The organism is Enterobacter cloacae complex sp. I2 (assembly GCF_014896205.1).
GTDB lineage: Bacteria > Pseudomonadota > Gammaproteobacteria > Enterobacterales > Enterobacteriaceae > Enterobacter > Enterobacter quasihormaechei.
Window position 1 is genome coordinate 1 of record NZ_JADBRA010000036.1, and the last position, 21,153, is coordinate 21,153.

General features: G+C 54.7%; 19 protein-coding genes. All 19 read right to left on the reverse strand.

The window, feature by feature from the left end; translation table 11 throughout:
- A partial coding sequence (locus IM300_RS22015) for a WzyE family oligosaccharide polymerase (RefSeq protein WP_193038315.1) occupies nucleotides 1–997 on the reverse strand: 997 nt, incomplete at its 3' end.
- Between the two features lie 338 nt (nucleotides 998–1,335).
- Nucleotides 1,336–2,229 (reverse strand): GalU regulator GalF, encoded by an 894-nt coding sequence (gene galF / locus IM300_RS22020; protein WP_003863536.1) that lies wholly within the window; start codon nucleotides 2,227–2,229, stop codon nucleotides 1,336–1,338.
- 174 nt (nucleotides 2,230–2,403) lie between these two features.
- Nucleotides 2,404–3,795: a colanic acid biosynthesis protein WcaM gene (wcaM, locus tag IM300_RS22025; RefSeq protein ID WP_193038316.1), complete on the reverse strand. Its 1,392-nt coding sequence runs from the start codon at nucleotides 3,793–3,795 to the stop codon at nucleotides 2,404–2,406.
- Nucleotides 3,796–3,807: 12 nt separating this feature from the next.
- The gene (gene wcaL / locus IM300_RS22030; RefSeq protein WP_063866521.1) at nucleotides 3,808–5,028 is read right to left on the reverse strand and encodes a colanic acid biosynthesis glycosyltransferase WcaL; all 1,221 of its coding nucleotides are present in this window, start codon (nucleotides 5,026–5,028) and stop codon (nucleotides 3,808–3,810) included.
- On the reverse strand, nucleotides 5,025–6,305 hold the full coding sequence (wcaK, locus tag IM300_RS22035; RefSeq protein ID WP_064910358.1) for a colanic acid biosynthesis pyruvyl transferase WcaK: 1,281 nt from the start codon (nucleotides 6,303–6,305) through the stop codon (nucleotides 5,025–5,027). The genes wcaL and wcaK overlap by 4 nt, the downstream gene beginning before the upstream one ends.
- A gap of 15 nt (nucleotides 6,306–6,320) precedes the next feature.
- On the reverse strand, nucleotides 6,321–7,799 hold the full coding sequence (gene wzxC, locus IM300_RS22040) for a colanic acid undecaprenyl disphosphate flippase WzxC (RefSeq protein ID WP_193038317.1): 1,479 nt from the start codon (nucleotides 7,797–7,799) through the stop codon (nucleotides 6,321–6,323).
- Nucleotide 7,800: 1 nt separating this feature from the next.
- Complete coding sequence (gene wcaJ / locus IM300_RS22045; protein ID WP_063866523.1) at nucleotides 7,801–9,195, reverse strand: undecaprenyl-phosphate glucose phosphotransferase; 1,395 nt, start codon at nucleotides 9,193–9,195, stop codon at nucleotides 7,801–7,803.
- Nucleotides 9,196–9,309: 114 nt separating this feature from the next.
- Nucleotides 9,310–10,680: a colanic acid biosynthesis phosphomannomutase CpsG gene (gene cpsG, locus IM300_RS22050; protein ID WP_063866524.1), complete on the reverse strand. Its 1,371-nt coding sequence runs from the start codon at nucleotides 10,678–10,680 to the stop codon at nucleotides 9,310–9,312.
- Between the two features lie 109 nt (nucleotides 10,681–10,789).
- Nucleotides 10,790–12,226, reverse strand: coding sequence for a mannose-1-phosphate guanyltransferase (gene cpsB / locus IM300_RS22055; protein WP_063450248.1), 1,437 nt, complete (start codon nucleotides 12,224–12,226; stop codon nucleotides 10,790–10,792).
- A gap of 3 nt (nucleotides 12,227–12,229) precedes the next feature.
- Entirely contained in the window at nucleotides 12,230–13,453 is a 1,224-nt protein-coding gene (wcaI, locus tag IM300_RS22060) for a colanic acid biosynthesis fucosyltransferase WcaI (protein WP_112793236.1), read from the reverse strand.
- Nucleotides 13,450–13,929, reverse strand: coding sequence for a GDP-mannose mannosyl hydrolase (locus IM300_RS22065; protein WP_193038319.1), 480 nt, complete (start codon nucleotides 13,927–13,929; stop codon nucleotides 13,450–13,452). Before IM300_RS22065 ends, wcaI begins: the two co-directional genes overlap by 4 nt.
- Before the next feature lie 2 nt (nucleotides 13,930–13,931).
- A complete protein-coding gene (locus IM300_RS22070) occupies nucleotides 13,932–14,897 on the reverse strand; it encodes a GDP-L-fucose synthase (protein WP_063450251.1) in 966 nt (321 codons plus the stop codon).
- Between the two features lie 2 nt (nucleotides 14,898–14,899).
- Nucleotides 14,900–16,021 carry a GDP-mannose 4,6-dehydratase gene (gene gmd / locus IM300_RS22075; RefSeq protein WP_003863514.1) on the reverse strand — a complete coding sequence of 374 codons (1,122 nt, stop codon included), beginning with the start codon at nucleotides 16,019–16,021 and terminating at the stop codon, nucleotides 14,900–14,902.
- A 21-nt stretch (nucleotides 16,022–16,042) separates the two neighbouring features.
- A complete protein-coding gene (wcaF, locus tag IM300_RS22080) occupies nucleotides 16,043–16,597 on the reverse strand; it encodes a colanic acid biosynthesis acetyltransferase WcaF (RefSeq protein WP_063450253.1) in 555 nt (184 codons plus the stop codon).
- A gap of 16 nt (nucleotides 16,598–16,613) precedes the next feature.
- The gene (wcaE, locus tag IM300_RS22085) at nucleotides 16,614–17,360 is read right to left on the reverse strand and encodes a colanic acid biosynthesis glycosyltransferase WcaE (RefSeq protein ID WP_063450254.1); all 747 of its coding nucleotides are present in this window, start codon (nucleotides 17,358–17,360) and stop codon (nucleotides 16,614–16,616) included.
- Nucleotides 17,361–17,376: 16 nt separating this feature from the next.
- Nucleotides 17,377–18,597, reverse strand: a complete 1,221-nt coding sequence (wcaD, locus tag IM300_RS22090; RefSeq protein ID WP_063450255.1) for a colanic acid polymerase WcaD — start codon at nucleotides 18,595–18,597, stop codon at nucleotides 17,377–17,379.
- Nucleotides 18,572–19,789 (reverse strand): colanic acid biosynthesis glycosyltransferase WcaC, encoded by a 1,218-nt coding sequence (gene wcaC, locus IM300_RS22095; protein ID WP_193038318.1) that lies wholly within the window; start codon nucleotides 19,787–19,789, stop codon nucleotides 18,572–18,574. Before wcaC ends, wcaD begins: the two co-directional genes overlap by 26 nt.
- Nucleotides 19,786–20,277 (reverse strand): colanic acid biosynthesis acetyltransferase WcaB, encoded by a 492-nt coding sequence (gene wcaB / locus IM300_RS22100; protein ID WP_063866528.1) that lies wholly within the window; start codon nucleotides 20,275–20,277, stop codon nucleotides 19,786–19,788. The genes wcaC and wcaB overlap by 4 nt, the downstream gene beginning before the upstream one ends.
- A complete protein-coding gene (wcaA, locus tag IM300_RS22105; RefSeq protein WP_006811246.1) occupies nucleotides 20,277–21,119 on the reverse strand; it encodes a colanic acid biosynthesis glycosyltransferase WcaA in 843 nt (280 codons plus the stop codon). The genes wcaB and wcaA overlap by 1 nt, the downstream gene beginning before the upstream one ends.
- Nucleotides 21,120–21,153 lie beyond the last annotated feature (34 nt).

The following is a 21,153-nucleotide window of genomic DNA, read 5'->3' on the forward strand; positions in this document are numbered from 1 at the left end:
ATCCAATACTACTTAACAATAATAGTTTTATGTAGCGTGTTTTTGAAGACGATATTATTTTATCAAATATAAAAATAATTAAACCGCATAGGATACCGCCAATCCAATAGAACGTCTGCCCAAACATAATCAAACAACTTCCTAAGAAAGTAGGTGACATTGTCAGATTTGTATCTAAGCCTAATATTTCGGCTGTGTAAAAATAGCCATTATTGTAAACATTGATAGGTTTCCCTTCCCATAAAAACCTAGGAATAATTATCGAAAATTCATTTAAGAAAGTGGTCGCATATTGAATCTCGAAATAATTCTTTGTTAATGCATCATTTATATTCAATACTGCATGCATAGGGGAAAAAGACTCAAACGCAAATAAGATGACTTGAACTCCTCCATTGAGGATAAAATCTAATGCGTCAGAAAAATTATTTACATAACGATATAACTCCAAGAGCATCAATGTCATAACCCCTATGGCCAGTGCCAAAAAGAGTTGTTTCTTGTTTATATTCTTATATAAAAGTGCCAGATAAACTAAAGAAAACACACCTGCCGCTAATACGTTTCGGGAACCGCCAATAACGATATAATATATAATGCCACATAATGTACTCAAGCAAAGACAAAGAAATAGATTTTTTCTGTTAGGCATACTTATATATGCTAAAATCATTGCCGGTATATATGCGTACATTAATATGATGGATAAACCTCCGCCTGTATTTGCAGTCAAGCGTTCATTATAAGACAGTCCAAGTGCGATTCCATTTTGCAGAGTGTAAATAACAACTCCAATTGCATATAACAAAAGAAGAAACCGATGACCAAGATTAAATTTAAGAACATTGATTTGAGGTGGACCAATTTTGATAATGACAGATACAAAACGATAGGTTACAACTGTCACTAATAATAATATGACAGTTTGCCAAAAAGCTTGCCACTCTGAGTCATTCAAATTAATGTCTAAAAAACCATCCTTGCTTATAAAATACACGAAATGACATATTATAAAAAAAGAAATATAACAAATGTAGTAAATGCTGTAATTGCTATTTTTTGTCCTTAAAAAAATCAAAAAGATAAAAAAAACCAACCCTAGTGTTAACATTTTGAGTACTCGGATTATTGTAACTTAGAAACTATGTCGGACTGGTCACTCAAATAAATGACCACAACTGATCACTTTTTACTCAGATTTTAATATAAAACTATAACTAGTAGGCACGCTACCGCACTGGCTAAACTTCAGCCAGTGCTACACTATGATACTAATGGTTCCTTATATAGAACCATTAGCTTAAATAATAATCAAATTTTAGCTCTAACAAATTATTAAGAGGAAAGCAACTTGACTACAGTTTCTCTGAACTTCGCCCCTTCCTTCAGGTTACGCAGACCGTAGTTCACAAACGCCTGCATATACCCCATTTTCTTACCGCAGTCATAGCTGTCACCGGTCATCAGCATGGCATCTACGGACTGCTTTTTCCCCAGCTCAGCAATCGCATCGGTCAGCTGGATACGGTCCCAGGCGCCCGGCTCGGTTTTTTCCAGCTCAGCCCAGATATCCGCATTCAGCACATAACGGCCTACCGCCATCAAGTCGGAGTCCAGGGTCTGCGGCTGATCGGGTTTTTCAATAAACTCAACAATACGGCTCACCTGCCCTTCCGTCTCCAGCGGCTCTTTAGTCTGGATGACAGAGTACTCAGAGAGATCGCCCTTCATACGTTTCGCCAGCACCTGACTGCGGCCCGTTTCGTTGAAGCGTGCCACCATTGCCGCCAGGTTGTAACGCAGCGGATCGGCAGAGGCGGTATCAATGATGATATCCGGCAGAACCACGATGAACGGGTTGTCACCCACGACCGGGCGCGCGCACAGGATGGAGTGTCCCAGGCCCAGCGGCTGTGCCTGACGCACGTTCATAATGGTCACGCCTGGAGGACAGATTGACTGAACTTCCGCCAGAAGCTGACGCTTAACGCGCTGCTCAAGCAGCGCTTCGAGTTCATAAGAGGTGTCGAAGTGGTTCTCTACCGCATTCTTTGAAGAGTGCGTTACCAGAACGATTTCTTTGATACCCGCAGCAACAATCTCGTCAACGATGTACTGAATCATCGGCTTGTCAACGATCGGCAGCATCTCTTTAGGAATGGCCTTTGTGGCTGGCAACATGTGCATGCCCAGACCCGCTACCGGTATGACTGCTTTCAAATTAATCATTATTTCTTCCACCTTAAAATGGTTGACGAATTATAGCTTTTAAACCTGTTTTCGCCAGCATGTTTTGCCGTAAATATGACGTAATCCTAGGTCACCCCACCACAAATTACAGTAGTTGTAATCTGAATAGATCGCGATTCTGTTCCAGGAATAGTCGCAAAATAGTCTGTGTGATTACCTGTGCGGCAGCGCAAAATTCAACCGTTCCGTATTCACCACGTGTTGATCGACCCGATCAATATCCACCGAGCTCTGCCCCTTTTCATTAACCGCTTTTATGTTCGCGAGCGACAGCAGCGTCTCGTTTTTAGCCATAAACTTCCCGCGCACGTCTTTGCGCAGGTCGAAGTTCATCTTCAGGGCGGGGCCCGTCGTAGACTCCTGCATCACGTTGATATTCCGCAAGAAAAGGTGCTGCGGTTTGTTGTGCAGCTCCAGCGTGGCCCGCTGCATCTCAACGTTGGTAATAGCGACAAACGACGTGGCATTGCCTGAAGAAATCTGAATTCCGCGCAGCTTATAGGCAAGCTGTCGGTTATCCAGGCGAATATCGTTAAGCTTGAAGTTTTGCGGTATCGACAGATAATCGCCCTTAATCACGCCATATCCGATTAACATTCCGGCGCTGTTTACCATATCGACATTATCAATAACGAAATTATCACAGCCATAAATAGCTACCGTCGCGTTATCAATTCCGGCCTTTTTACTGAAGTCAGGAGTGATATTGCTGGCCTTGATATTACGGATCACAAAATGTTTACCGTTTTCGACATGGACCAGCTGCCGACAGTTGCTGCCGGTGATATTTGCCACAACGAAGTTTTTAACGGTCTGCTTTTCCGGATAGTCGTTATCATAGGTGCTGCCGGCAAGCCCGATGCCTATGCCCCAGTTGATCTTGCCGTTGGTGCAGTTGATGTTATCGATGACGTGGTCAGAGATCAGGATGTTGCGGTCGTTAATCGCCACGTTCCACTCTATCGCGTCACCCTGCAAATGGCTGAACTTGCTGTTGGTAATGCGCGCGCCGTCAACCTGATTATGGAATCCCTGGCGCAGAATGGCGTAGTTGGCCTGGCTCACGGTGAGGCGATCGATAAGCAGGTTACGCATCACTCGCGGTTTTTTGCCGCCAATGTAGATCTGGGTGACGGGGCCGAAGCCGCTCATCGCCAGCCCTTTAATGACGCAGTCGGAGCCACGCACGTCCAGCGTGATGTTATGCGTGCGCCCTTCTCCTTCCCCAATGACCTTGCAGCCTTCCTGGAGCACAAACCGCCCGCGTCCGTTGCCCTTCAGCGCGCCGCGGATCAGCAGGGTTTTACCATCAGGAATAAAAATGCCGGTATTGATGTTTTCACAGGTTAACCCGGCGGGAACAACAACGGTATCGCCCTCGGTAAAGGCCTGCTTAAAGGCGGCGATCCAGTCGTGATTGTTGTAGCGATCGACAGAAACCGTCTTCCCGGTCGCCGCCCGCGCAGCGCGGGGCGACAACAGCGGCATGGCGGCCAGGACGGATAATGAAGAGACAAATCGGCGTCGGGTAATCTTTTTCAGCATACAACCTCAGCGTTACAGCGTTTGCAGCAGGCTCGCTAACTGGCGATTAATCACCTGCTGATTGAATTCTGCTTCAACTTTTTGCCGCGCATTTTGCAGCACAGGGATCAGCGTCTGCCGATCGATGTCACTGAACGCGGCCAGACGGTCCGCCAGCGCCAGCGCGTTGTTTTCGGGGACCAGCCAGCCGGAATGTTCAGAGGTGATCAGCTCCGGGATCCCGCTGTGCAGCGTCGAAACCACCGGAATGCCGACCGCCATCGCCTCCATCAGCGCCACGGGAATGCCTTCCATATCGCCGTCGGCGCCCGTCACGGAGGGCAGCAGAAACACATCGGCGTCATCGAGCATAGCCTTCACTTCATGGCTCGGCTTAAAGCCGGGCATCTCGACCACGTCTTCCAGCTGATACTGCTCAATCAGCGTGCGCAGACGACGCTCCCACGGTCCGATACCCAGGATGCGGTAGTGGAAGTCCACGCCACGCGCCTTCAGCTGGCGACAGGCCTCGATGGCCACGTGCAGCCCTTTCTTTTCGGTCAGACGGGCCACAGAGATAATTTGCAGCGGCTTGCCCGGCACCTTGACCGGTCGCTGGGTGAAGCGTTCCATGTCCACCCCCATGCGTGAAACGGTGATTTTGTCGCTCGGGCAGCCCATGGTTTTCAGGCGTCCGGCCCACAGATCGCTTATCGGCAGCATCATGTCGCCACGGCGAAACAGCTGCTGATATTCCGGCGTGTAGTGGTTCAGCACTTCCCGGCTGGAAATGTCGATACCGTGGAAAATGGTGGCGATTTTGCCCTCAATCACCCCCAGCTCACGCAGTTTCGCGGCGGTTACGCCTGCCGGTCCGAAGTGGGCGATAAAGACGTCGGCGCGATACGGCTGGGCCGTTTGCCCGCAAATGGCGGAGAGGATCAGGTTGCGGGCCTCCGCCCCGTAGCGCGACATATTCAGCGCCCGCCAGGTCGACGCGCGATGCAGGCCGCGCAGCGTCTGGCCGGCGCGATGGCGCAGTTTGTTCATCCGTCCGGCGGGTTCGTCCTGCAACCAGCGGGTTTTCGCCTCCAGCCCATACTGGGTATACGCCGCATGGGTGTTCTGCGTATCGCCCTTTTGCAGGGCGATAATCTCCACGTCATATCCCATATCAATAAACGCGGTGATTTGGTTCAGCACGAAAGTTTCAGACGACAGCGGGAATTTCAGTAAGAAGAAACCAACCTTCATTTCCCCTCCCGGACGCGGTCGAGGACGGATTTCACCATCCCAATGCCTTTTTCGCGTTCGGCTTTCACCGCCACCGCCAGACGCTCGTTGATCGCAGGCAGCTGGCCGAGCGTGTCGCCCACCATTGCACCCAGCGATCCGTCCAGCAGATGACGAATATCGACGGCCATTTCCGGCATACCGAGCTGCTGCATAATGCCCGCGGACTTGTGCTCGTAGTTGATGGCGATGGCCGGCGTGCCGAAGTTCATCGAGATAATCGCCGAGTGCAGACGCGTGCCCACGGTCAGGTCGCAGGCGGAGAGCAGCTTGCCCATCTCCAGGTCGTTCAGCTCGTCCATCACCACGTGGTAGCGGGACGGATCGTTCACCAGGTTGCGCAGGTTCAGCGCCACCATGCGGTCATCCTTGTTGTAGCTGTCGATACCGGTACAGGTGGAAAGCGCCAGCACCTGGTAACCGCTGTCCAGCACGCGGTTGACTACGTCGGCAAAGGCTTTTTCGTACGCCGCCTGGGTCGTGCCGAGGCGTTTATCAAACGGGGCGAGTTCACGCAGGGTAATGGCGACGGTTTTCTGCTGTGCCGCCACGTCCAGCCAGTGCTGTACCGCGTAGCTGGCCTGGAAGCTGTCATCCTGATGATCCACCAGCCAGGCGGTGTCTACGCCGTGCTCCACTTTGGTGGTGTCGATTTCGCTGCGCTTCATCATGTCGAGGCTGACCGATTCACGCAGGATCAGCGCGTCGCAGTGGCCGAAGACATAGTTCGCCAGCTGGTTAAACTGCGGATCCTGGAATGGCCCGACGCTGTGGCCGATCATAAACAGCGGTTTTTTCGCCATAAAGGTGCAGAGCGCATGCTCAAACTGCGGCACGCCGTACAGGTCGACGAAGAACGAGCCGCCCACCTGAATAATGGCGTCATAGCCGGACAGCAGACGCACGAAATCGGTAAAGCCCTGCGCGATAGCGATATTGCGCAGCTTGCCGGTATCGGTGACGCGGGAAAGCAGCACCTGGTGCTGGTAGCGACGACGCAGCACTTTCTTCACGCGCCCCATCACGCCCGCAGCGTTGTTGTGCTGTTTCATCTGGCTGTAGAGCGGGTCGCCCATCACCGGGCGGTTCAGTAACCAGGATGAGCTGACCGGATAACGGCTCATCACATCCACTTCTGTCTCAGGCTTAAGGGTGTTAATTGCATCCAGTAAACCGCGCAGGATGGCGCTGTCGCCACGGTTGCCGCAGGTATGGTTGCCAAGAATAAGTAATTTCATAATGGCCTCGTAAAATTAGCCTGCGCGAAGCAGCGTTTTCATTTTTTCGTTACGGCAAAACTGGCGCTTCATCTCGACCACCAGCGCATTGCGGGACAGCACAATCATCACGCCGAACGCCAGCGCGCCGGCCGCCACCTGCACCGCCAGCAGTGCCGCCAGCGGCAGATGCCCGTTGAGCACCACGCCCAGACCGTAGCTCACCGCAAGCGTCGGTAATGAGAGATAAAACGGCAGCCACAGGCTGAGAATGTACTGACGGTAGCTGGAGCCCAGAACCGGTTTGATCATCACGAAGTAGCTCAGCACGGTATTGACGATCTGCACCAGCAGGAAGCCGAGCGTCACGCCAATGGCGCCCGCCGTGTGACCACCCACAATAATTGCCGGAATAAACAGGAAGGTTTTAAACACGTTGAACTTGAAGCTGATATCCACGCGCGCTTTCGCCATCAGCAGAGAACCAATCGGGTTCCCTACCGAGCGCAGCAGCCCTACGACGCACAGCAGTTGCAGGATCGGGATGATGCTGTTCCACTTCTCGCCAAACACCAGCGGCACGAAATTGCTGGAGATCACCATCAGCCCCAGAAGCACCGGGAAGTTGATGATCCCCACCACGGAGAGCAGCTTGTAAAAGTTCACGCGCAGCTTCTCGGTATCGTCCTGAATCTTGGCAAACGCCGGAAACAGCACGCGGGTAATGATAGGGTTGAGCTTCATCGGTGGGACAACCGCGACGTTGTACGCCAGGTTATAGCCGCCCGCGACGCTTGCGCCCAGAATGCGCGCCAGCACCAGCGTGGAGAGGTTAGTATTCACGTAGTTGATGATGCTGTCTGCCGTCAGCCATGCGCCAAAGCGCAGGTTGGACGAAACAGACGCCAGCGAGAAGTGCAGCCCCGGGCGATAAATCTTGCGGCCAAAGAAGCCAAACAGCAGCGTGCGCACGGCAGAGTTAACGAGGTAGCCAAGAATGGCGGTCATCGCCAGCGGCCAGAAATGGGCGCTGACCACGGTGAAGGTAAAGCCCGCCAGCACGGCGCTGGTCTCGATCATGCCGATTTTGTTGAACTCCAGCTCTTTCTGCATCAGCGCGCGGAACTGCTGCCCGTGCGGGATCACCACAAAGGCAAACGACAGGGTGCGCATCAGCGGCGCCAGGTCCGGGTTATGCAGCACGTTAGCAATCACGTCGCTCAGGAGGAAGACCAGCACAAAGACAAAGATGCCAAGCCCGACGTTCAGCCAGTAGAGCGTCGTCAGCTCCAGATGGCTGATCTCTTTGCGCTGGATAATGGAGTTGGCGATACCGAAGTCAGACAGCGTATCGGCCAGCGCGATAATCACCAGCGAGACGGTCAGCAGGCCAAACTGGTGGTTATCGATAATGCGCGCCAGCACCGTCATCTGCACCAGCCCGAGGCCGATGATGACGATGGTGGCCATGGCTGACCATTTTGCGCCGCTGATGGTTTTTTCTCGTAAGCTCATCTTAGTACGCCGCTTTGTTCACGAAGCCTTTGAAAATGGTCAGAAAAACAATCTTGATATCGAACCAGAGGCTCCACTCGCGGATGTACTCCAGGTCGAACTCGATGCGTTTTTCCATTTTTTCCAGCGTGTCGGTCTCGCCGCGCCAGCCGTTGATCTGCGCCCAGCCGGTAATGCCTGGCTTCACCTTATGGCGCAGCATGTAGCCTTCAATCAGGGTACGGTACTGCTCGTTATGGGCAACGGCGTGAGGACGTGGCCCGACGATGGACATCCCCCCGGTGAACACGTTGATGAACTGCGGCAGCTCATCCAGCGAAGTACGGCGCAGGAAGTTGCCCACGCGGGTGACGCGCGGATCGTTCTGCGTCGCCTGGGTCACCACCTTGTCGTTCTCCATTACCTTCATGGAGCGGAACTTCCATACCATGATCGGCTTACCGTCCATGCCGTAGCGGGTCTGACGGAAGATGATCGGCCCCGGCGAGCTGATCTTCACCGCCAGCGCAATGCAGCACAGCACAGGGGAGATCAGCAGCAGGATCAGGGACGACAGCACAATGTCTTCCACGCGCTTCAGCACGCGGTTGATCCCCGACAGCGGCGTGTCGTACAGCGGAACAACCGGCACCCCGTTTACCTCTTCAATACGGGAGTGAAGAATGTTGAAGGTGAACACGTCCGGGATGAGGATCACCGAGCAGGTGGTATCCGCCAGCTCGCGCATCAGTTTCTTGATGCGGGATTCATCCTTCATCTGCATGGCGATGTAAACGTTATGAATTTTGCCGGCTTTGGCGTCGTCAATAAGCTGTTCGTAGTTGCCCGCCCAGTCGGACGGCACGCCGCCGGGCTTCGCGTCGTGATAAATCCCGACCACTTCAAAACCTAACCACGGCTCTTTGCGGAAGCTGTCGAGCAGCACCTGCCCGACCGGCAGATCCCCCGCCACGGCAACGAAGCGGCGGTTATAGCCGCGGTTGCGCAGCCAGCCCGCGCCGAAGCGGATCAGCGAGCGGCAAACCACCATGCCAACGCTGGTCAACAGATACCAGCAGAGATAGGTCACAAGGCGGTTATCAAAATCATGGCTGAACGCCACCAGGCCTGCGCTGAAAATCAGGCTTAAGGTCCAGTTCTGGAGCAGCAGCATCAGTTCGGTGGTCATTTTGACCCCGCGCCATGAACGATAAAAATCGGTCATGCCGCCAATCATCTGAAACACCACCAGCGCGATCAACGCCATCAGCAAATGCATGTAGAAGAACGACTGCCCGCTGACCCAACACACCGCCCACAGTCCGCCGACCATGATGGTGATATCAGAAAAACGCTGCACCATTGAGATTAACGATGCATTCGTTCTCGCTCGTTCGCGCTTTTTTAGATTTGTCATCGTTGTTCCTTTAGTTCTAAACCTTTCCCCTCACCCTACCCCTCTCCCCAAACGGGAGAGGGAACTTGAACACCCTCTCCCCTTTGGGGAGAGGGCCGGGGTGAGGGGCAGTTTTTACTGATTCAACAGCGCCAGAATGTCCTTCGTTCGGGCTTCCATCAGCGCCGTGTCAGCGCGGGATTCCACGTTCAGGCGCACCACCGGCTCGGTGTTGGACGAACGCAGGTTAAAGCGCCACTGCGGGAACGCCATGCTGATACCGTCGGTACGGTCAATCTCCAGTGCGTGAAGGGCAAAGTGGTGTTCAACGCGGGCAATCGCCTCGGCGGGCTGTGCCAGCTTGCTGTTGATCTCGCCGCTGGCCGGGAATGCCGCCATGCGGTCGCGCACCAGCTCGCCCAGGCTCTGCCCTTTCAGGCACAGCAGTTCGGTCACCAGCAGCCACGGGATCATCCCGCTGTCACAGTAGGCAAAATCACGGAAATAGTGGTGCGCGCTCATCTCGCCGCCGTAGATGGCGTCTTCCTCGCGCATACGCTCTTTGATAAACGCGTGACCGGTTTTGGACATCACCGGCTCGCCGCCCGCGGCCTTCACCACGTCAACGGTGTTCCAGGAAAGACGCGGATCGTGAATGATCTTCGCGCCCGGGTTTTTCTCAAGGAACGCTTCCGCCAGCAGGCCAACGATGTAGTAGCCTTCGATAAACTGCCCTTTCTCGTCGAACAGGAAGCAGCGGTCGAAATCGCCGTCAAAGGCGATACCCATATCGGCACCGTGCTCGATCACCGCGTTGCGGGTGTCGTCGCGGCACTCCGGCAGCAGCGGGTTAGGAATACCGTTCGGGAAGTTGCCGTCAGGCGTGTTGTGCACTTTGACGAACGTTACCGGCACGTTCAGCGCCTTGAAGCGGGCTTCAAGTGCATCGACAACCGGGCCTGCCGCGCCGTTGCCGGAGTTGATCACCAGCTTCAGTGGCTTGAGGTTTGCCACGTTGATGTAGCCCAGCAGGTGGTCGATGTACTCTTTTTGCAGGTTGATCTGCTTATAGCTGCCGCGTCTGGCTTCATTCACCGGCGGGAAGTCGTTGGCCTCGGCCAGACGCTGCACGTCGCGCAGGCCGGTGTCGCCGCTGATAGGACGCGCGCCCTTGCGCACCAGCTTCATGCCGTTGTAGTCCATCGGGTTATGGCTGGCCGTCACTTCGATACCGCCGTCCACGCCGAGGTGGAAGGTGGCAAAATAGATCTCTTCGGTACCGGAAAGGCCGATGTCCAGGACATCCACGCCCGCGTCCTGTAGCCCTTTCGCCAGCGCCAGCTTCAGGGATTCGCTTGTCAGACGCACGTCGCCGCCCAGCACGATAGTTTGTGGCTTCAGGTATTCGCCGTAGGCGCGGCCAATGCGCCACGCGATGTCTTCGTTCAGCTCTTCGCCCAGCTTGCCGCGAATGTCGTAGGCTTTAAAACAGGTTAATTTTTCCATGATGACCCCTTTTTCAGGCAACAGTTGGCCCTGACCAATTAATGGCCAAATTTATTTTTGTCATTCGTAGGCCCGGTAAGCGCAGCGCCACCGGGCATGATGCGGAGTGCTACACGCGCCCGTAGCGATCCTGGAAGCGGATGATGTCGTCCTCCTCCAGATAGGAGCCGGAGCGCACCTCAATTAAGTCGAGCGGAATTTTCCCCGGGTTTTCCAGGCAGTGCGTTGCCCCCAGCGGAATATAAATGGACTCGTTTTCGCCGAGCAGCTTCACTTCACCGTCGATGGTCACTTTGGCGGTACCCGCCACCACGACCCAGTGTTCGGCGCGATGATGGTGCATCTGCACCGACAGCCCCTCACCCGGCTTCACGGTGATGCGCTTCACCTGATAACGTTCGCCCGCGTCGATGGAGTCATATTTCCCCCACGGACGGTAGACTTCCCGGTGGATATGGTGCTCGTGACGGCCGTCGGCCTTGATCTGCTCCACCACTTTTTTCACGTCCTGCACGGCGTTACGGTCGGCAATCAGCACCGCGTCTTTGGTCTGCACCACCACCAGATCTTTCACCCCGACCGTGGTGACGAGGCCAGACTCGGCGTAAACGTAGCTGTTTTCCGTTTTGTGGCTGATGACATCACCGTGATGGACGTTACCCTCCGGGGTATGCGCGCTGATCTCCCACAGTGATGACCAGGAGCCGACGTCGCTCCAGCCCGCATCCATGGGCACCACTACCGCATCTGCCGTGCGTTCCATCACCGCATAGTCGATGGACTCTTCCGGACAGGCGAGGAAGGCGTCTTCATCCACGCGGATAAAATCGAGGTCCGGATCCACCACCGCCATCGCTTTTTCGCAGGCGCTTAAGATATCCGGACGGTATTTTTCCAGTTCTTCCAGATAGCGCCCGGCGCGGAACAGGAACATGCCGCTGTTCCAGTAGTATTCACCGCTGGCCACGTACGCCTGCGCGGTTTCCAGATTAGGCTTCTCGACAAACTGCGCCACGTCAAAGGCCACGCTGTCGCCCTCGCCCGGCGTTACGCTGCCGCGGCGAATGTAGCCATAGCCAGTTTCCGGCAGGTCCGGCACGATGCCGAAGGTCACCAGCTTGCCGTCTTCTGCATAAGGAATGGCCGCCCGAACCGCGTCGCGGAAGGCGTCTTCCTGCTGGATAACGTGGTCAGCCGCCAGCACCAGCATCAGCGGATCGCAGTCCGGGCTGCTGCGTTTCGCCGCCAGCGCCGCAAGGGCGATAGCGGGCGCGGTGTTACGTCCGGCAGGCTCCAGAATGATATTTTCGGTCAGTTTGTTCAGCTGGCGCAGCTGCTCGGCAACGATAAAGCGGTGCTGTTCGTTGCAGATCACCACCGGGCTTTCGCACTCCACGCCGTGCAGACGGTTAACCGTCGTTTGCAGCATGGTGAGGTCGCCCTTCAGGCACAGAAATTGTTTTGGATAAAGCACGCGGGACAGTGGCCACAACCGGCTCCCGGATCCACCCGCCATTACGACCGGATACAAAGTGGTTTGACTCATGATTTATCCCCGTATATCTGCAATAAATTGGCTCAGCACGTTCTCTTTCTCGAGCGTGCGTTCGGCATATTCACGTGCCACCGTGTTTTCTTTTGGCATGGCGAGTGCCTGCTCAATTCCGGTTACCAGCGCAGGGACCGATTCCGGCTCCACGCAAACGGCAATGCCCGGGTAGCTGTTGCACAGCTGGCCTAATTCTGTTCCGGCTTCTGCCGTAATCACCGCGTTTCCGCCCACTGCCAGAATATTGGTCAGCTTGGACGGCAGCACCGCATCCGCCGCACCGCGTTTTTGCACTACCAGATGGCAATCCGCCATTTTCAACAGCGCGGGCAGCGCGTCATAAGACTGAAGCGGGAAGAAGCGGATGTTGGTCAGTCCGCGCTCGCTGGCCATTTTCTCCAGCCGCGCCTTACCGCCGCCCTGCCCGACAATCACAAACATCCACGGGTGTTCGCTCAGCTGAAGCGCGGCGTCAATCACGCTCTCCAGCCCCTGTTTTTCACCGATGTTGCCTGAGTAAAGAATAATTTTTTGTTCCGCAGGCAAGCCGAGCTTCGCGCGCAGCGCCTGCGCATCGTGTTCTGTTACATCGCGGAAGCGCGCCACTTCGGACCAGTTCGGGAAGAAGATCACCTTTTCCGCCGGAACGCCCTTCTCCTGCGCCTTGTTCATCATCGAGCGCGAGATGGTCGAAACATAATCCACGTTGTGCAGGCCGCTGCGCTCAAAGGCGCTGGCGAGCTTCGCCACCTTGCCGCCCTTGCCTTTTCCGGCCATACCCAGACCGAGCATGGCGTCCACTTCATAATCCTGAATGTGCAGCAGGGTGCGCGCGCCGGAGAGTTTTCCCAGCAGGCGCATGCCCGGCGTGCAGAACAACGTCGGTACCACGCCGATGATGCGATCCGGCTTCCAGCGACGCTGCGCCATCAGCGGGAAAAAACTGCTCAGGGCAAAGCTGCCCAGATGAATTAAACGTTTCAGCGTCGAGGGCTGTTTCGGCACGTAGAGCGGGCAGCGCCAGACGGTCGCGGCCCCCTCTTCGCGGCGATAGCGCCAGCTGGAATAGCGTTCGCCTACCTTCCACTCCGGGTAGTACGGCGGGGCGGTAATCACCCGCACGTCATGTCCCTGGCTCGCCATCCACTCGACCATCTCGCCGGTGTATTTCCCGATACCGGTTAATTCCGGCGAGTAGTTAATACCGTAGACGAGGATTTTCATAGGCCTGGCACCTCGGCCTGACGTTCCGCGAGGAAGTACGCCCGACTGTTGTCGTGGACGTTGTCGCTTGCCAGCAGCGCCTCCGGCGTTAACCAGCGGTAATCGTCATGCTGAGAATCAGGCAGACGCAGGTCTGCCTCACTCACCTTCAGGCGGAACCCCAGCACGATGTAGTGCGTGGTGAAGCCGGTGCCTGAAAAGTTGTCGTCATAGAAGTGCTGCCAGACCCCGTAAAACTGGCCCGCTGCCATCGGCAGTTGCAGGCCCAGTTCCGCCAGAGTGAGACGCTCGAAGGCCTTTGCCAGCGTCTCATCCTTCTGCACGCGCCCGCCGGGCACGAACCAGAAGCCCTGTGCAGGACGATTGGTTCGTTTCCCCAGCAAGAACTCGCCGCGTTCGTTCTCCACGATCAAATCAATTGAGATGAGCGGAGTGGAACGCACCACCGTGGCAAAATCTTCCTGACTTAAAAACATCATTACCCCCGGAAGCGGTGCTGGTTTTCCAGGAACCACTGGTAGGTGCTGGCCAGCCCCTGCTCCAGTGAGACCTCGTGATACCAGCCCAGCTGATGCAGACGGGTCACGTCCAGCAGCTTGCGCGGCGTGCCGTCCGGTTTGGTCGCGTCAAACACCACGCGGCCCTTGTAGCCCACCACCTGCGCGATGGTCTGCGCCAGCTCGCGAATGGTGCAGTCCACGCCGGTCCCGACGTTAATGTGCGACAGCATCGGCTCGGTGTTTTCCTGCCACACCTCGCGATCCAGCTCCATCACGTGAATGCTGGCAGCCGCCATGTCGTCCACGTGCAGGAACTCGCGCATTGGCGTCCCGCTGCCCCACACCACCACGTCCGGGGCGTTTTCGGCAGTCGCCTCGTGGAAGCGACGCAGCAGCGCCGGGATCACGTGGGAATTGCTCGGGTGGAAGTTATCGTGCGGTCCGTACAGGTTGGTCGGCATCACCGAGCGATAGTCGCGGTTATACTGACGGTTGTAGGATTCACACAGCTTGATCCCGGCAATTTTGGCAATCGCATACGGCTCGTTAGTGGCTTCCAGCGTGCCCTGCAACAGTTCGCTTTCGGCAATCGGCTGCTTCGCCATCTTCGGGTAGATACAGGATGAGCCGAGGAACAGCAGCTTGTTCACGTTGTGCAGATGCGCCGCGTGAATGATGTTGCTCTCAATCATCATGTTCTCGTAGATGAAATCCGCCGGGTAGGTGTTGTTAGCGACAATGCCGCCCACCTTCGCCGCCGCCAGATACACCTGGTCGATACGTTCGCTGGCGAAGAAATCCTCCACCGCTTTGCTGTCAAGCAGGTTCAGCTCGTCGCGGGTGCGAACAATCACCTCGACGTCGCCGCGCTGTTCCAGCTGGCGAACAATCGCGGAACCCACCATTCCGCGATGACCGGCGACAAAAATACGTTGTTTTGTCATTCTCAGGACTCCAGCGCGATGGCAACCTCGTAGCCATGAGACTTGAGCAGGGAGTGTTTTTTCGCTGCTTCAAGATCTTTGGCCACCATCTCGGATACCATTTCTTGCAGGGTGGTTTCTGGTTTCCAGCCCAGCTTCTCGTGCGCTTTGGTTGGGTCGCCCAGCAGGGTTTCCACTTCAGCAGGACGGAAGTAGCGCGGATCAACCTGGACAATCACGTCGCCTGGCTTCACGCCCGGTGCGTCGTGGCCGGTCACGGAAACAACGATACCCTTCTCTTCTACGCCGGTGCCTTCGAAGCGCAGCTTGATGCCCAGCTGTGCCGCAGCCATTTCAACGAACTGACGAACGGAGTACTGCACGCCGGTCGCAATCACGAAGTCTTCTGGCTGCTCCTGCTGCAACATCATCCACTGCATTTTCACGTAGTCTTTCGCATGGCCCCAGTCACGCAGGGAATCCATGTTGCCAAGGTGCAGGCAAGACTCCAGGCCCTGAGCGATGTTGGCGATCGCACGGGTGATTTTGCGGGTCACGAAGGTTTCGCCGCGACGCGGAGATTCATGGTTAAACAGAATGCCGTTACAGGCGTACATGCCGTAGGATTCACGGTAGTTCACGGTGATCCAGTAAGCGTACAGTTTCGCCACAGCGTACGGGGAACGTGGGTAGAACGGCGTGGTCTCTTTCTGCGGGATTTCCTGCACCAGGCCGTACAGCTCGGAGGTGGATGCCTGGTAGAAGCGGGTTTTCTTCTCAAGACCGAGGAAGCGAATCGCTTCCAGCAGACGCAGCGTACCCATCGCATCCACGTCGGCGGTGTATTCCGGGGACTCAAAAGAAACCGCAACGTGGCTCATCGCCCCCAGGTTGTACACTTCATCCGGCTGCACTTCTTGCAGGATGCGGGTCAGGTTGGAGGTATCGGTCAGGTCGCCGTAGTGCAGATGGAATTTCGGGTTTGCCGCATGCGGATCCTGGTAAATGTGATCGACACGCTCGGTGTTGAATGAAGAGGCACGACGCTTAATACCGTGAACTTCATACCCTTTTTCCAGCAGCAATTCTGCCAGGTAAGAACCATCTTGTCCGGTAACGCCGGTGATGAGAGCGACTTTAGACATGTTTATATTCCTCTGTACTTATCAAAGTTTTTCAGTTTCAACGCGTTCGCGTATCACCACTGCGGGGTTGCCACGGCAAACTTTATTTGCCGGTAGCGATTTAAAAACGCTGCTGCGGGCACCGACTACCGTGCCATCGCCAACAGAAACACCGGGTGCAACAAAAACATCCGTTGCCAGCCAGCATTTTTCACCGATTACAATAGGCGTAGCGGTAATATCAAAATGCGGGCTCATAAAATCGTGGCTGCCGGTGCACAAATAACACTTCTGTGACACCACCGAATTTGCGCCAATCGTAATCTCGCCAAGGGTATATAACACTGCGTCATCCCCTACCCAGGCGTAATCCCCAAGCGTTAATTTCCAGGGATAGGTAATTTTCACCGAAGGACGAATGACTACGTTTTTTCCTATTTTTGCCCCAAACAGGCGCAGTAAAAATGCGCGCCAGCGGTACAGTATTTGCGGGGACCAGGCAAATAACGTTGCCTGAACGGCCCACCACAGTTGAACCTTAATACCGCTCCCGCCCCGAAAACCTTTCGGCACGGAGAATCCATTTAATTCCTGCATTACGTTTCCTTATATCTCAGGCTTTGTTATATAAGGCTTTCGCTTTACCCGTCGTTTTCAGACGTAAGAAATAAGATAATTCCGCCCAGAACCCCGGCACGCGTAATATTTTACGCTGCACGTTTTTGGCATCCTGACACAATTCCAGATTATTTGAAGTTGATACGCCGCCCATTGAAAATTCAGATACCAGTCCTTTAATTCGACGGAACGGGTAGCCGGATTTGTACAGGCTGGCGGCCAGGGCATAATCTGATGACACTTTATAGCGCAAATCGTAAGGCTGTTTTTTCAGGCCGCTCATCGGGAAGAAAATAGCCTGATGGCTGGCTGGCAGGCTGTGGTAGATATACCAGCCTGGCTTCGCGCCGCGCAGCACTTTTTTCCCTTCACCGAAATCAAGCAGCGCATCGCCAATAAACATCGCATCTTCTTTCTGGCGCGCCAGCTGGCGGGCAAACAGCGCCACATCCTCATGGAACACGTCGCCGGAATTAAGGAAGATGGCGTAGCGCCCCTGCGCCATGCTGATGCCTTTATTCATCGCATCGTAAATGCCTTTATCTTTCTCGCTGATGTAACGTAAGTTGAACTCGCCGTTGAGTTTTTCCAGAAACTCCGCCGTGCCGTCGTTCGAGCCGCCATCGACCACGATCCACTCAAACGTGAGGCTCGGATCGCGCGCCAGGTTGCGCAGCGAGCGCCAGGTTTTTACCACCCCTTCGTAGTTACGAAAGGCGACAGTAATGACGCTAAGAAACATAAATCACCTCATTTCGTCATACGCGCGTAATATTGAGCGCTTTGCGCAAAATAAACGGACAGACAATTAAGAAAGCATATTCCGGGCTAAATATTGACCCGGTAAAAAACAGCGACACCGGTGTGAACAGATAAAGTTGCACGCGAAAGTTCTGGTTATCACCAAACGCGTTAATCATCATTTTGAAAACTTTAAACAGATACCACAGTGTCAATAGTACGGCGAACCAGGAAAAATAAATAATTAACAGATACAGACCATTGTCTATGGTTTTTCCGACGTCCGCACCGTTAAAGATTCCGAATGATGCAACATATTCGTAAAGTGAGCCGAATCTTACTACGCCATCAATATGGGTTAAGGAATAACCCACCATCACCAGTGGACCCACGATGCGATAATAGGACGACGAACCTTCCGTTCCCAAATCACCCAGACGTTCTGAAATGTACGGAAACGCGAATATGACGCCCACTAAAAATACCGTCAGAGAGATTATCGCCAGCGGCAGTTTTTTCTTAATCGCCTCTTTGTTCAGGTACTGGAACGCCCATTCAAGCAGGTAAAACAGGATAAACGTCATTACCCCTGAGAACGACCCAGACAGAACGATTCCTGCAAGAATCATAGCATCGGTCTTAGGGGTTTTGATACCGAACTGTTTGATGCTGAGCCAAATTGAGATTAATGCCAGAGCAAAAAACGCCGGTTCAAAATAGAGCGCGGTAGTACGCTTGCCACCAAACTTAATGAAGTTCAGTACATAGCTGTTACTGTATATAAGATATTTCGAAATTATTTCCATCAGGCTACTGCCGCCCGTGAGAATAATTTGCGCCATCTCCATTGCCGCAAGCATAACAATCAGCCCAACGGCAATATAAAAGAACCTGAGGATTTTCCGATAATTGTGCGGAGAAATAGTTTTAAAGCGAATACTCCATACCATGCCAATAATGATAACGATATAAACAAACAGCATGGTGGAGGTGACATATTTGCTGGCATCCAGCGACTGACCAAAGATGTAGTTAAATGCCGTCAGGCCAAACCCGATCCCCAGCGCAATCATCAACTTTTTAAGGTTAAGCTTGTCAACGTACAGCAACAGCAGAACCGGCAGGAAGGTGACGATGGTGATCGGGAAGCTTTCACCGAGCTGGGCAATCTTAACGTTGACCAGCAGGTAAATCAGCGGCAGCAGCAGATAACTACAGATTCTGATAGAACGAGACATACTCCTCCAGCATCTGTTGTCCGCTGTATGCCTTGCGGCTGCGGTTGCGGAACGATTCCAGGTCCGTGCCAAAAACGGCCTGCGCAATGTCGGCCTTCGACAGCTGCACCAGCGGCAGCACCTCCTGCTCGGCGAACGTTTTACCGCCCGATTTCTCCAGCACTTCCCGCGCCGCGTCGCTGTGGGTGGCAATCACCGGCACGCCAATGGAGAGCGCTTCGCACAGGATCAGCGGGTAGTTGTCCACGCGGGAGCTGAACACCAGCGCGTCCATGCCGTTGAGGGCGCTCATCAGCTTGCGCTTGTTGGTTTCAAACCCGTGATTCACCACGTTAGCGCCTTCGAACGGCGAGAATTTGCCAAAGGTATGCAGTTCGATTTTGTCGCCGAGCGCCATCATGTCGCGCACCAGCTGCTGGTTGGTTTTGCCGTCGTAGCGCAGGTCATGGGCGACGACCGCAATTTTCGGCTTGCCGGCGGTAACGGCCACGGGCGTCAGTTCGGCCAGGATCTCTTCCGTCGCCACATCAATACCGTTGTTGATGATCTTGCAGCGCCCTGCCCCGTAAAGGCTGTTAAAAGCATCCGCCACGTGCTGGCTTGGAGAGATAAACGTGCAGCCGAGCGAAAGCATATCGCGGAACAGCTGACGCTTGCCCTCAACCAGCTGATGCGCGCGATCCACCTTCACCGGCGGGTAGTTGCTGAGCGTAGGGCATTTCTGGCAGGCGTTTTTCCAGCCTTCGCATCCGTCGGTGAACGCGCAGCGTCCGGTCACGCTCCAGTGGTCGTGCAGCGTCCAGACGAACCGGGTATCCGGCTTGTGCGCCTTCACCTTGCCGCAAAACGCCACCACCTCATCCAGATTCAGCCAGTAGCTGTGCAGCACGTGGAAGTGCAGCACAACCGGGCCGCTGGTGCGGGTGACGGTGCGGTAAAGATTATTCAGGTTGCCAAACAGATCGCGGTTAAACAGGCGGAACAGCGCAATATTGGCGATGGAGGTCAGACGCGGCGTCTGCTTCAGCACCTGCGGATAGTTATCATGGCTGACGCTTTTCTTGCCGCCCTTGCCGTAACCGTAAACGAAGCGCGACTGGAGTCCTTTTTGCAGCGCGCGCTGGTGCAGATCCAGCGCTACGCCTGCCGCCCCGCCCTCTGCGAGGCGCACGTTAAATTGCAGAATGTTCATTTAATCACCTTCACGCGGGCTTTTTCACCCACCACCAGCGCGTTGTCCGGAATGCTGTCCAGCACCACGCTGCCTGCGCCAATCGTCACGTTATTGCCTACGCTAATATCGCCAATCATCACCACGTTCGCCCCCAGCTCGACGTTATTGCCGATGACCGGGCAGGCCAGGCTGTCCGGCCCGCGGTTGCCGATGGTCACCCCGTGGCGAATGGTGAAATCATCACCCGCGACCACGAATTTGTTGATGACGACCGCATAGCCGTGATGAATGGTAAAGCGGCGACCAATGGTGGCAGCGGCCTGAATTTCATAGCCAAAAAAGCATTCGGTGATGATGCGATACAGCACCAGCACCGGCGCGGCCCAGATATTGTTCAGTACGTTTTTCTTGCGCCACACCGAGCAAAAGTGCGCAATACGGTAGGCCAGAACCATGCAGCACGGACGCAGGCTCCAGCTGTTTGCGCGGCAATCTTCCAGAAACATTATTTCCCCCGAAGCCCGTCAGCCAGACGCTTGCCGTTACGCACCGACAGCAGCGTCAGCAGCGTGCGCCAGTTCATGCGCTTATTGCGGATCTGATAGAGGGTAAAAAGCTGATACTTCCGGCTGGCACGGTCAAACTTGTCCTTGTGCTTGCGGTAAAAATGGAAGTAGCCCGAGAATTTTTTCGGTGACGAGGTGATCTGCATCTCCCCGTGGTTGATGTGCAGGATCTGCGTGGCCTCTTCCACCTTCCACGGCTCGCCGTACTCCACCACCATGCGCAGGAAGATGTCGTAATCCTGCGCGGCCTTCAGCTCGGTATCGAACAGGCACTCCTTAAAGCGCCAGGCCCAGGTAAACACCTGATTACCGATAATGTTGCGCTTGTAGAACAGGCGGCGGGAATAGGGTGATTTCGGATACAGCGGCAGGCTGGCCGGCTGCGAATACACCTCGCCCTGACAGACGTAGTCGTTGGCATAGAGAAACGCGTGGGTCACCAGCTGCGCCTTGTGCGACAGAAAGATCGACAGGCGGTTTGGCGTCCATTCATCATCGTCGTCGATACCGGTGAGATACTGCCCTTTCGCCTGCATAATCGCCTGATTGCGCACCGCGCACGCCCCGGAGTTGATGGCGTTGTGCGTGTACACCACGCGCGGATCGTTAAGGTCTTCAACAAATTTTTGCAGCTGTTCGTAAGAGGAGGAACAGTCATCCACGATAATCAGTTCCCAGTTATCGTAATCCTGACGCAGGACCGATTTAATCGCGCGGATCGCCAGCTGCTGACGATTCCATGTCGGCATATAGATAGAAATCAAAGGGCGTTGTGTGCTCATGTATTCCTCCTGCCCCCACCCCTCACCCTAACCC

Coding starts and splice junctions, on each gene's coding strand:
- galF (WP_003863536.1), bottom strand. CDS start 2,229: ATGATTAATTTGAAAGCAGTCATACCGGTAGCGGGTCTGGGCATGCAC.
- wcaM (WP_193038316.1), bottom strand. CDS start 3,795: ATGCTGAAAAAGATTACCCGACGCCGATTTGTCTCTTCATTATCCGTC.
- wcaL (WP_063866521.1), bottom strand. CDS start 5,028: ATGAAGGTTGGTTTCTTCTTACTGAAATTCCCGCTGTCGTCTGAAACT.
- wcaK (WP_064910358.1), bottom strand. CDS start 6,305: ATGAAATTACTTATTCTTGGCAACCATACCTGCGGCAACCGTGGCGAC.
- wzxC (WP_193038317.1), bottom strand. CDS start 7,799: ATGAGCTTACGAGAAAAAACCATCAGCGGCGCAAAATGGTCAGCCATG.
- wcaJ (WP_063866523.1), bottom strand. CDS start 9,195: ATGACAAATCTAAAAAAGCGCGAACGAGCGAGAACGAATGCATCGTTA.
- cpsG (WP_063866524.1), bottom strand. CDS start 10,680: ATGGAAAAATTAACCTGTTTTAAAGCCTACGACATTCGCGGCAAGCTG.
- cpsB (WP_063450248.1), bottom strand. CDS start 12,226: ATGAGTCAAACCACTTTGTATCCGGTCGTAATGGCGGGTGGATCCGGG.
- wcaI (WP_112793236.1), bottom strand. CDS start 13,453: ATGAAAATCCTCGTCTACGGTATTAACTACTCGCCGGAATTAACCGGT.
- IM300_RS22065 (WP_193038319.1), bottom strand. CDS start 13,929: ATGTTTTTAAGTCAGGAAGATTTTGCCACGGTGGTGCGTTCCACTCCG.
- IM300_RS22070 (WP_063450251.1), bottom strand. CDS start 14,897: ATGACAAAACAACGTATTTTTGTCGCCGGTCATCGCGGAATGGTGGGT.
- gmd (WP_003863514.1), bottom strand. CDS start 16,021: ATGTCTAAAGTCGCTCTCATCACCGGCGTTACCGGACAAGATGGTTCT.
- wcaF (WP_063450253.1), bottom strand. CDS start 16,597: ATGCAGGAATTAAATGGATTCTCCGTGCCGAAAGGTTTTCGGGGCGGG.
- wcaE (WP_063450254.1), bottom strand. CDS start 17,360: ATGTTTCTTAGCGTCATTACTGTCGCCTTTCGTAACTACGAAGGGGTG.
- wcaD (WP_063450255.1), bottom strand. CDS start 18,597: ATGTCTCGTTCTATCAGAATCTGTAGTTATCTGCTGCTGCCGCTGATT.
- wcaC (WP_193038318.1), bottom strand. CDS start 19,789: ATGAACATTCTGCAATTTAACGTGCGCCTCGCAGAGGGCGGGGCGGCA.
- wcaB (WP_063866528.1), bottom strand. CDS start 20,277: ATGTTTCTGGAAGATTGCCGCGCAAACAGCTGGAGCCTGCGTCCGTGC.
- wcaA (WP_006811246.1), bottom strand. CDS start 21,119: ATGAGCACACAACGCCCTTTGATTTCTATCTATATGCCGACATGGAAT.